This window comes from Fibrobacter sp. (assembly GCA_024399065.1).
Lineage (GTDB): Bacteria > Fibrobacterota > Fibrobacteria > Fibrobacterales > Fibrobacteraceae > Fibrobacter.
Map to the genome: position 1 here is coordinate 23,683 of JAKSIB010000034.1, position 11,125 is coordinate 34,807.

General features: G+C 50.9%; 9 protein-coding genes. 7 read left to right on the forward strand and 2 right to left on the reverse strand.

Features of this window, described 5'->3' with window-relative positions:
• The first annotated feature begins 35 nt into the window (after window positions 1-35).
• Window positions 36-2,660: a DUF3516 domain-containing protein gene (locus tag MJZ25_13460; GenBank protein MCQ2125182.1), complete on the forward strand. Its 2,625-nt coding sequence runs from the start codon at window positions 36-38 to the stop codon at window positions 2,658-2,660.
• Here the strand turns inward: MJZ25_13460 and MJZ25_13465 are convergent.
• A complete protein-coding gene (locus MJZ25_13465; GenBank protein MCQ2125183.1) occupies window positions 2,657-3,379 on the reverse strand; it encodes a hypothetical protein in 723 nt (240 codons plus the stop codon). The genes MJZ25_13460 and MJZ25_13465 overlap by 4 nt on opposite strands.
• A gap of 222 nt (window positions 3,380-3,601) precedes the next feature.
• On the opposite strand from MJZ25_13465, the gene nadA reads away from it, so the two are divergent.
• From nadA to MJZ25_13495, 6 genes are all read left to right on the forward strand, one after another.
• Window positions 3,602-4,618, forward strand: a complete 1,017-nt coding sequence (gene nadA, locus MJZ25_13470) for a quinolinate synthase NadA (GenBank protein MCQ2125184.1) — start codon at window positions 3,602-3,604, stop codon at window positions 4,616-4,618.
• A gap of 39 nt (window positions 4,619-4,657) precedes the next feature.
• Complete coding sequence (locus MJZ25_13475) at window positions 4,658-5,335, forward strand: hypothetical protein (GenBank protein ID MCQ2125185.1); 678 nt, start codon at window positions 4,658-4,660, stop codon at window positions 5,333-5,335.
• A 13-nt stretch (window positions 5,336-5,348) separates the two neighbouring features.
• Window positions 5,349-6,287: a hypothetical protein gene (locus tag MJZ25_13480; protein MCQ2125186.1), complete on the forward strand. Its 939-nt coding sequence runs from the start codon at window positions 5,349-5,351 to the stop codon at window positions 6,285-6,287.
• A 72-nt stretch (window positions 6,288-6,359) separates the two neighbouring features.
• Window positions 6,360-7,895 carry a carbon starvation protein A gene (locus MJZ25_13485; protein MCQ2125187.1) on the forward strand — a complete coding sequence of 512 codons (1,536 nt, stop codon included), beginning with the start codon at window positions 6,360-6,362 and terminating at the stop codon, window positions 7,893-7,895.
• The gene (locus tag MJZ25_13490; GenBank protein MCQ2125188.1) at window positions 7,895-10,036 is read left to right on the forward strand and encodes an ATP-dependent RecD-like DNA helicase; all 2,142 of its coding nucleotides are present in this window, start codon (window positions 7,895-7,897) and stop codon (window positions 10,034-10,036) included. Before MJZ25_13485 ends, MJZ25_13490 begins: the two co-directional genes overlap by 1 nt.
• Before the next feature lie 9 nt (window positions 10,037-10,045).
• Window positions 10,046-10,645, forward strand: coding sequence for a TM2 domain-containing protein (locus tag MJZ25_13495; protein MCQ2125189.1), 600 nt, complete (start codon window positions 10,046-10,048; stop codon window positions 10,643-10,645).
• 269 nt (window positions 10,646-10,914) lie between these two features.
• Here MJZ25_13495 and MJZ25_13500 read toward each other — a convergent pair.
• The coding region (locus MJZ25_13500; protein MCQ2125190.1) for a hypothetical protein at window positions 10,915-11,125 on the reverse strand (211 nt) is incomplete at its 5' end.

Consider the following 11,125-nt stretch of genomic DNA (forward strand, 5'->3'; position numbering starts at 1 on the left):
AACAAAAGATTTCATAAAAAACTATCTTTTAATATATGAGCGAAAATACCCCCCTCTTTCTAAAAGATTTCCTTCCCAAGAACAACAAGGACGCACAAAACTCCGGCGATCAGCAAGCCGACGTTTCTTCTGAAGCCCTTTTGGAATCTTTCTTGACATGGGCAGAATCCAAGGGAACTTCGCTTTACCCCGCCCAGGAAGAAGCCATCTTGGAACTTCTGGACGGAAAAAATGTCATTTTGAATACTCCCACCGGTTCCGGGAAATCCATGGTGGCCCTGGCTATGCATTTCGATAGTCTGGCCCACGGAAGACGCAGCGTTTACACCTGCCCCATCAAGGCCTTGGTCAACGAAAAATGGATGGCCCTGTGTAAGGAATTTGGCCCCGAAAATGTAGGACTTTCCACAGGTGACGCCACCGTCAATCGCGACGCCCCCATCATCTGCTGTACTGCCGAAATTCTCGCCAACATGGCCCTTTGCGAAGGGGAAATGTCCACCATTTCCGACGTGGTCATGGATGAATTCCATTACTACTCCGACAAGGAACGCGGCGCAGCCTGGCAGGTTCCTCTCTTGACCATGCCACACACACGATTCCTTCTCATGAGCGCAACCATCGGCGCCACGGAATTTTTCGAGAAGGAAATGACGAAGCATACGGGTAAGGAATCCGTTACCGTCCGCTCTACAGACCGCCCGGTTCCTCTTGATTTTACCTACTCCGAAACGGAACTTTCCAACACCGTTCAAAAACTTGTGAACGAAGGGAAGGCTCCTGTTTATGTGGTGCATTTTACCCAGGCTGCTGCAGCAACCAACGCCCAGAATTTCATGAGTTTGGACCTTTGTTCCAAGGAAGAAAAGGTGGCCATCAACGAAGCCATCAAGGAAGTTCGTTTCAGCAGCCCCTACGGCCCCGAAGTGAAGCGTTGGCTGAAGCAGGGCATCGGCATTCACCATGCAGGACTTTTACCGAAGTACAGAATTCTCTGCGAAAAGTTGGCTCAGAAAGGTTTGCTGAAAGTCATCTGCGGAACGGACACCTTAGGCGTTGGTGTCAATGTTCCTATTCGTACCGTTTTGTTCACACAGCTCTGTAAGTACAGCGGCGACAAGACCGCAATCCTTACCGCACGCGACTTCCACCAGATCGCAGGACGCGCAGGTCGTAAGGGTTTTGACAACATAGGCTACGTGGTGGCCCAGGCTCCGGAACACGTTATTGAAAACCTAAAGTTAGAAGCCAAGACAAAACAGACCGGGAAAAAATTCCAAAAGAAAAAGCCGCCTGAACACGGCTACGTTCCTTTCGACAAGGGAACATACGAACGCTTGATCCAGGCCGCTCCAGAGCCACTTACCTCCAGTTTCCAGGTGAGCCACGGAATGCTTTTGAACATTCTCAGCCGCCCCACCGACGGTTGCCGCGCCATGCGAAATCTGTTGAAGGATTGTCACGAATCCGCAGCAAGCAAAAAGAAGTTGGAAAAGCGCGCATTCCAGTTATTCCGCGGCCTGGTAGAAGGCAAGATTATTGAATTTGTACCGCAGGTAGCACCGGGCTACAGCAAGCTCCGCGTGAACATGGATTTGCAGGACGACTTCTCCATGAATCAGCCCCTTTCCCTGTACCTGCTGGACACTTTGCCAAAGTTGGACAAGGACAGCCCCGACTACGCTTTAGATGTTATTACTTTGTGCGAAAGCATCGTGGAAAACCCCGAAACCATCTTGCGCATTCAGCAAAACAAGGCGAAGAACGCCCGCATGGATGAAATGAAGGCCCAGGGTATGGAATTCAACCAGCGTATGGAAGAATTGGAAAAGGTGGAATACCCCAAGCCCCTCCGCGAATTCCTTTACGACACCTACAACGCCTTCGCAGAAAACCACCCGTGGGTCGACGTAAACGTGGAACCCAAATCCATCGTCCGCGAAATGTTTGAAAACTTCAGCACCTTCAGCGGTTACGTAAAACAGTACAACTTGCAGCGCATGGAAGCAATTCTCCTGCGCCACCTGAACTACGTCTACAAAGTTCTGCAGCAAACTGTTCCCGATGGATACAAAAACGACGAACTCCGCGATATGGAAGAGTACCTTGGCGACATGATTCGTCGCACGGACTCCAGCCTTCTGGAAGAATGGGAAAAGATGGCCCATCCCGAAGACTATCAGAAGCGTATGGAAGCCGCCGGGGCTACGGAACTGGAAACCGCATTTGGCGCCGACAAGGTGGCCGCCGACATTACCTACGACAAGAAACGTTTCGTCAATATGGTGCGTCAGCGCATCTTCCAGCTCATGGGCGCACTCCAAAAGCAAGCTTACGGCGATGCGCTTGACATGCTGGCAGACGACTTGGCAGAAGGCCAAATGCTGGTGGACGGCGAAGGCAAGCCATGGACCGAAAGCCGCTTACTGGAAATCATGGCAGCCTACACCGCAGAACACCACAAGTTCCGTCTGGACGTAGAAGGAAGATCCATCCATCACAGCATTATCACTTACGATGGAGACATCATGCGCATCCAGCAAATGCTGCAGGACGAAGAAGATTTCAACGACTGGAGTATCGATTTCGAAATTGATATGAAGGAATGTCGCGAAGCCGGCATGCCTTTGATCAAGATGATGAGAATCGGCGAAGTTTAACGGTTCTTCACGCAGCGAATGGAATAGGCATCGCTCTTGTAAGAGAAATCTGCACCAATCTTTCCACCACGAAAACCGAGGCTACGATACCTGGCGCATTCGTGGCTAACAGCCGTTGCAGTCCAGTAATAGGCAGACTTGTTCAAGTCAAAGAAATAGCCCATGCCGTAGCGGCCTCCCGAAGGAACACCCGCAAAGCCCACGCTATCCTTACCCGGTCTGGAACCAAAACATTCCTCCCAGTAATTGGGAGATTTCAGCATGTTACCCGGAATATCGTCTTCCAGGCTTCTCAGGTATTCACAAAGTTCATGCCACTCATCTTCAGAAGGAATGTGCCAGCCTTCAGGAGCAATTCCCTGATAAGTCCCTGCGGAAATTTTTGCTGCACTTTCAGCATCTAAGTCCATTTCATTAAATTTGGCATCCAAATCCATGGCAGCCGCCCAAGTATAGAGGCGACCATATCTTGCTGCGTTCTTTGCGACCTCTCCATAAACAAAACTGCCAACATCATCATCAGCGTGTCCGCCTTTAGTGACATAGCGGAGATTTTCTGCCATCCAAATTTGCTCACCAATTTTCACGGTGCTATAAATTTCACCATCACGGTCGTCCACCAAGGAACCATAGCCGAACTTGACGCCATTCTCCATAAGGTAAGCGGAGAATTCTTCGTCTTTTACACTTTTCGTAAATCCAGCTTGGTTTAAAATCATTGTTTCACCTTAATTTTTACAGAAATTGAAAATTTTTCATTTCTTTTCCGACTTTACGCCGTATGAAATGCAAAATCCGTGCCAAGGAGAGGTTTAAGCGGAAAGGATAAAGGTTAAAGGTTAAAGGGGACCAACCATTTTTTCTATCTTTGGGTCAAAAGCGTCCTTTGTTCGACATTACCTTCGAACAGGAGCCTCGAACCTCGAACCTCGAGCCTACAAATGACCGCAGAAGAACTTTACAATCGTCTTAAGACTATCCAGCCCGGCGCTGTCCTTTGCACCTATTCCATGGAAAAAGTGGAACAGATGCTTCCCGTCATCAACGAGATTAACGAACTGAAGAAGGAACGTGACGCCGTGATTCTCGCCCACAGTTACGTTGCCCCGGAAATCATCCTGGGTGTTGCCGACTACGACGGCGACAGTTTCAAGCTGAGCCAGGACGCCACCAAGGTGGAAGCAAAGACCATCGTCTTCTCCGCAGTCCGTTTCATGGGCGAAACCGCCAAGATTCTGAACCCCACCAAGGACGTTCTGATTCCGGGTCCTCTTACCGGTTGTAGCCTGGCCGACTCCATTACCGGAGCCGAAGTCCGCGCCCTCCGCGAAAAGTATCCCGACCACACTTTCGTCTGCTACATCAATACCACCGCCGACGTGAAGGCAAACTGCGACGTTTGCGTCACCAGTTCCAACGTGATGAAGATCGTAAGCAGTCTCGAAAACGATAAAATCGTATTCGTACCCGATGGTCTCATGGGCCAGAACCTCATTGAGGAAATGAAGAAGCGTAACATCAAGAAGGAAATCGTTCTCCATAGCGGTTGCTGCTACGTGCACGAAACCTACGATTCCGAACTGATCAACTTCTTCCGCAGCCAGAATCCGGGCCTGAAGGTGGTAAGCCATCCCGAATGCCATCCGGGCGTCGCCCTCCTCAGCGATTACGTGGGCAGCACCGGTCAAATGGTTTCCTACATCAAGGAACAGCCGGAAAATACTCCGTTCCTGCTCCTTACCGAATGCGGCCTCAATGCCCGTATGCAGTACGAGTTCCCCAATAAGCGCTTTATCGGTAGCTGCAGCATGTGTAAGTACATGAAATCCAACTCCCTGGAAAACATTCTGGAAACCCTCCGTCATCCGGACTCGGCCCAGCATGTGGAACTGGACGAAGCAACTCGCGTCGCCGCAAAGAAGTGCATCGACGCCATGTTCTACTACGCAGCTAAGTAGGGAAACTCAAAGTCAAAGGTTAAAGGATAGAAGATCGTAATGAAGATGAATAGACTTTTATTTGCACTGATCACCGCAGTTACAGTTTTCTGTTCTCACGCCTTGGCTGACGATTACTGGCCGAGAACATATTTTGTTGAAGCCGGCTTTGGTGCTGCCTATTCAAGAGGTGACTTAAATAAGCATATCATCAAGACGGCCGATACCCTCGGAAATAAAGTAACCGTACACCCGCCTACTTTGAATTTTCTTGCTAGTCCAGACCTCACCTTGGGCGCAAACATCTGGGCATTCACGCTGACCGCAAATTTCCAGTATTGGAAATCTACCCAGGAACTCACCAAGTATGACGAAGAAGACAACGAGCGAAATTCTCGTATTTGGCGATTCGGCTTCGAGTTCACCTACAACTTGTTGTGGCCTGAAGATTTCCAGATCGGCCTCGGTGGCGGATACTCCTATAGCAATATCAAAACCAAAAATTCCGCAATGTTTGGTTACGACGAAAGCATTGCCGAATTGATGGGTTCAGGCCTCGCCTTTATCGCCAACTTCCGTTACTATTTCACCAACCATATCGCAGTCGTGCCATCTGTCAAGATTTACGAAAACTGGTATAAGAACATCTATACTGAGCAAACAGGCCTCTGCGACTTGGACCACTATTTTTGGCAAACAACTTTCTTTGCTTCACTGTCTGTACAATATCAGTTCTAGGTTTGGGTAAAATATGAAAACAATCACTAAAATCATTTCCGCTATCGCTTTAGGCGTAGCAGTATCCGCAGGCGCAGCCGACAAAGATGGCTGGGCAACCACCAACGAAACATTGTCCGCATTCTACAAGGCATCCAACCGAGCCGGTTATGTCAAGCCCATCATCGACAATGTTGGTAACGTGCTGAACAGCAACTGGTATGCAAGCGCCAGCGTCCCCCAGAATTTCGCCTTTGAAGCAGGTCTTCCCTTCGCCATCGTACCCATCGGAGATGACGACAGAAAATACACTCAAAAAGTAGGCATTCTTTCCGCAGACATTCCCACCATTTTCGGAGACAAGGGCCAGCCAGCTGTTCCCGGGATCGTTTACGGTAACGAGACCTTGAACAGCCTCCCCATTTTCACCTATCCGTACTTGCAACTCGGCATCAGCTACTACCACGCACGTCTGGTTCTCCGCGGCATGTGGCTTCCGCCCATCAGCGAACTGAAGGGTTTCAACCTTTTGGGTATTGGCGCACAGTATAGTTTCGGCCATCTGTTCCAGAAAAAGTTGCCCGCCGCCCTCCAGACTATGGACATCAGCGCCGTATTCGGCTACAGCTCCAGCACCATCAAGTACCAACCCAAGGAACACACCTCCCCTTTGATTCTTGATCTGACCGGCATTACTGCAGACGTTGTAATCGGCTACAAACCTATCAAGGAAGTGGAAGTCATGATGACCTTGGGTTACCAGTACGCCAACATGGATGCCTCCGGCAAATCCAGCGCATACGCCCCCAACTACGACCTTTCTGTTGAAGGCAATAGCGGATTCAAGTTCGGTCTGGAAGTCGCATTTACCGTGGGTAACTCCTACCATCCGGTTATCGGCTTTGATTATGCCGGCAAGTCCAGCTTTACGACTAACGTTCTTTACTTCCAGCAGCAGTTCGGCAAGGAATAATTTCAACCTGGGGCAAGTGGCGAAGTCGACCGCTACATCCTGCAACCCGCAACAAAATAAAGAAGGCATAAGATGATTACATTCCTTATTGGCGTCGCCATCCTCATCGGAGGCTACTTCACTTACGGAAAATTCGTTGAAAAAGTTTTCGGTCCCGATGACCGCAAGCCGCCTGCACTTGAAAATCCTGATGGTGTGGACCGCGTGGTTCTGCCCCATTGGAAAAACGTCTTGATCCAGCTTTTGAACATCGCCGGCATCGGTCCCGTGATTGGCGTGATTCTTGGAATCAAGTTCGGTGCCATCGTCTTTATTTTGCTTCCCCTGGGTAACGTCCTTGGCGGTGCCGTCCACGACTACTTCAGCGGCATGGTGAGCATGCGTAACAACGGTTACAATGTTCCAGCCCTCTCCCGCAAGTTCCTGGGCAAAGGACCTTCCAAGATCGTTATCACCCTGATTTCTGTGGCATTGATTCTTGTAGGCGCCGTGTTCACCAACACTCCTGCAGCTCTCATCAACACCCCCATTCTCGTGGGGAGCGCTGTTTCTCCCACTCTGTTCTGGATTGCAGTGGGCTGCATTTTCGTCTATTACTTCCTTAGCACCTTCTTCCCCATCGACAAGATTATCGGCCGCATCTACCCGATTTTCGGTGCCCTGCTGATTCTCGCCTCCATCGCAATTTTGATCGGCATCGCCCCGAACCTTGGTGTTCTTGACGAAATCTGCTTCAGCGACTTCGCCAGCAACTTCAACAAGCATCCGGCCGGCCAGCCCATCATTCCCATGCTGTTCGTGACCATCGCTTGCGGCATCATCAGTGGTTTCCACAGCACCCAGAGCCCGCTGGTGGCCCGTACTGAAAAGAGCGAACATATGGGCCGTCAGACTTTCTACGGTATGATGATTATCGAAGGCCTTATCGGTATGATCTGGGCTGCAGGTGGTATGTTCATTTACCACCAGATGCCGGAACTTATCACCGGCGCTAGCGGCGTCAAGGTTTTGAGCGCATTGGTTTCCACCGTGATTCCCTTCGCCCCCATTTCCGTGATGGTTGTTATCGGAGTGATCGTCCTCGCTATCACCAGTGGCGACACCAGCCTTCGCAGCCTCCGCCTCACCATTGCAGAATTGTTCAACATCGAACAGACTTCTGTCAAGAGTCGTTTGATGCTCACCGTCCCCATGTTCTTCGTCTGCTTCCTCATCATCCTTTGGAGCAACCTGAACCCGGAAGGTTTCAACATCCTTTGGAATTACTTCAGCTGGAGCAACCAGCTCATGGCCGTATGCAGCCTCTGCGTCACTACCGTCTATCTCCGCTGCAAGGGCAAGAATTTCTGGATTGGACTTGGCCCCTGCCTGTTCATGAGCTTTATCTGCTTTGATTACATTCTGTGGGTCAGCCCCACCAACCTGAAGGGTGCACCCCTGGGCTTTGGCTTGAACTACAACACCGCATTGGTTCTCGCCATTATCCTCTCCGCTCTTCTCGGCTCCTGGCTGGTCAAGCGCGGTAAGAAACTTTCTACCATGGAAGGTTTCGATCCGGATAAGTGGGACGTTTCCAAGGACGTCAAGAACAATTACCAGCCTAAGTAATGGAACTTAAAGGATCCGTAAAGTCCATCACTTTTCATAGCCCGCAGAATGGATTCACCGTTTTGCGGCTAAACGATGCAGAATCCAAAAAGGTGGTGATCGTTACAGGCACCTTCCCCGAATTCAATGTGGGCGAACAGCTGAAACTTGAAGGAGAATGGGGGCATCATCCGAAATATGGTCCTCAGTTCAAGGCAAGCAGTTTTGAGCTCATCGCTGCAGCCGACGACGGCGATATCGTCACTTATCTCGGTAGCGGAATTTGCCCCGGTGTAGGCCCCAAGACCGCTCAGAACATTTACGACGTTTTCGGCGAACAGACTTTTGATATTCTGGACAATCATCCGGAAATTTTCCGCAGCAAAAAAATCAAGGGATTGTCCGCCTCCAAGGTGGAGATTTTCCTTGCCCGCTGGCAGGAAACCCGTCATAGCCGCGACACCATGATGTTCCTGTACAGCCACGATATTACCGGCAGCATCGCCAAAAAGCTGTGGCAGAAATTCGGTCAAGGGACCATCGAGAAAATTCACGAAAACCCCTACATGCTGTGCGAGGAAATCTTCGGCATCGGTTTTCTGAAAGCGGACGAAATCGCCATGAAGGTGGGGATTCCTAAGGATAGCCCGACGCGTTTACAGGAAGCACTACTTTACACGCTGCAGGAAGCGTCCATGAGTGACGGGCACACGTTCCTGCCCAAGGACCAACTGCTGTCCCGCACCATCCGGAATCTCCGCTTGGAGATGGAAGACGAAGATTCCATCAATCGCTTGCTGGACATATTTGAAAGGACTTGCAACAATGAGCGGATCCGTCGTGTTGGCGACGACTGTTTCCATCCCCAATTGTTCAATGCGGAACAGCGTATTGCTGACAACATTTCTCGCCGTTTTTTGACGAACGATTTACCCATGGAAGGCTTCGACCACGCCCTGGTAGACTGGGAACGAGAGCATCATTTCGCCTTCGACCCAGTCCAGCGCGAAGCAATCAGCAAGGCGTTGAGCCACAAGATTTTCATTATCACAGGTGGTCCCGGCACAGGCAAGACCACCATCCTAAAGGGCATTATTCACCTGGCCCGCAAAATGGATGAGTCCATTTGCCTCGCCGCCCCCACAGGCCGCGCAGCAAAGCGCATGAGCGAAGTCTGCGGAGAAAAGGCTAGCACCATCCACCGCCTTCTGGAAGTGGATCCCGTTTCCCACAAGTTCAAGAAGAACTCCGACAACAAGATTCAATGCAAGCTCTTGATTGTGGACGAATTCAGTATGGTGGACACATGGCTCGCCGCCTCCCTCCTTGATGCGGTCAGTTTCCAGACCCGAATTGTTCTTGTAGGCGACGCAGACCAGTTACCAAGCGTTGGCCCAGGCAATGTCCTCAACGACCTCCTCCGCTGTCCGAAAATTCCCAGCGTCCGCCTGCAGCACGTGTTCCGCCAGGCCGGCGGTAACGACATCGCAGACAAGGCCTCCAAAATTAATCAGGGCATCGTGCCCTCCCCTCCCGACGGACCCAACTTCCATTTCATGCCCTACAACGATCCGGACGAAGCCCGCACTATCCTGCAGCAGCTCATCGCCTCCGGAGTCAAGAGCAAACTGGACATCGACCTGAAGGAACAATTGCAGATCCTTTGCCCCATGCGTAAAGGACCCCTGGGCATTTTCGAACTGAACACGTTCCTGCAGGATTTGCTGAATCCGGACGCACCCCGCACAAAAATCGCAGGCACCAACTGGAGCGTAGGCGACCGCGTGATGCAAATGAAAAACAACTACGAAAAGAGCGTCTTCAACGGCGACGTAGGCATCATCTGGCGCATCAGCAAGGACAAGAAAATCACAGTCTTTTTCGACGACAAGAACGTGGATTACGAGGACGACGAAATCGAGGAACTTTCCCTCGCCTACGCCAGCACCATCCACAAGAGCCAAGGCAGCGAATACCCCGCCGTCATCGTCATTCTAGACAGCAGCCACTACGTCATGTTGCAGCGCAACTTGATCTACACCGCCATCACCCGCGCCAAAGGCCACGTGTGGATTCTTTCGGCACCAGGCGCCTTCTACCAAGCCGTACGAAACAGCAGAAGCAACAAACGTTTCACCCGCCTCACCGAGCGCCTTTCCTAATTTTGAAATATGGAAAATCAAAACGAGCCTCGAAGCCTGGATTTGGAACAAAGCTTCCCCGTGGAAAATTCCACAAGGAAGTCAAAAGTTCGTTCCGAACACGACAACAAATCCGGCGAACCATCCGACAAGATTTATGACCAGAAATCCTGGGAAAAGTTCTGCAAAAATTCCTCGAACATGACCGACGAAGAACGTCAGCAGGAATTCGTCAAGCATGTAGTTGGGAACCCCTTCGCCAAGAAAGTCATCGGCAAGGGCGGTCCCGACAAGAACGCCACCTACATCGGCATTCTCGCCACATTGTTCGGATACCTTGGTGTTCACGACCTGAACTGTGGCAACATCAAGGCCGGCATCATCAAGCTGGTTTGCACCCTTTCTTGTGTGCTGTCTCCCGTTGCCATGATCCTGAACATTATGGATCTGTACAAATTGGGCAACGGCACCTATACCGCCAAGAACGGCATTGAAATCGGCAAGGCCCCCTGGTGCAAAATCGTCGCCGTCGTAGAAACCATTTTGCTTGTAGCAAGCTTCGTAGGAATTTTCTACGTCGTAGCGCAACTCACCGAAGCCACCGCCATATTTTTCGCAAGCCAACGATAGGTAGCCTACATTCACAAAACTTTGCGAATAAAAAGAGCCCCGCCTCCAATGAGACGGGGTTCTTTAAGTTTAGGCTAGATCCTGTTCCTTCGAACCTAAGAATTGCAAGGAACTAAAGTTCCAACAATTCTATATCGACTTCGGCGCGAAGCGCCTCCGCTCAGGATGACATGCTAGAGATGGGCGCTGAGCCCGCCGAAGCACCGCATCACCTTTCGTCTCTCGTCTGTAGCGAGTCGCAAAGCGACGCAGCGTTCTCACGTCTAGTCTTAAACTTCTTCAATAGAAGCGTGATACTCTTGCAGAGACTTCACTTCGCCCTTGCCAGCCTTGGCGGCGGCAATGCCCTTGACGGTGTCGAGAGCGGCGGCCAGGGTGGTGATGTAAGGAGTCATGTACTTGATGGCAGCCTTACGGATGGCGCTTTCATCGGCAACAGCGTCGCGGCGAGCCCACGGGGTGTTGATGATGAGGTTCACC

Coding starts and splice junctions, on each gene's coding strand:
- MJZ25_13490 (MCQ2125188.1), top strand. CDS start 7,895: ATGGAACTTAAAGGATCCGTAAAGTCCATCACTTTTCATAGCCCGCAG.
- MJZ25_13465 (MCQ2125183.1), bottom strand. CDS start 3,379: ATGATTTTAAACCAAGCTGGATTTACGAAAAGTGTAAAAGACGAAGAA.
- nadA (MCQ2125184.1), top strand. CDS start 3,602: ATGACCGCAGAAGAACTTTACAATCGTCTTAAGACTATCCAGCCCGGC.
- MJZ25_13495 (MCQ2125189.1), top strand. CDS start 10,046: ATGGAAAATCAAAACGAGCCTCGAAGCCTGGATTTGGAACAAAGCTTC.
- MJZ25_13475 (MCQ2125185.1), top strand. CDS start 4,658: ATGAAGATGAATAGACTTTTATTTGCACTGATCACCGCAGTTACAGTT.
- MJZ25_13485 (MCQ2125187.1), top strand. CDS start 6,360: ATGATTACATTCCTTATTGGCGTCGCCATCCTCATCGGAGGCTACTTC.
- MJZ25_13460 (MCQ2125182.1), top strand. CDS start 36: ATGAGCGAAAATACCCCCCTCTTTCTAAAAGATTTCCTTCCCAAGAAC.
- MJZ25_13480 (MCQ2125186.1), top strand. CDS start 5,349: ATGAAAACAATCACTAAAATCATTTCCGCTATCGCTTTAGGCGTAGCA.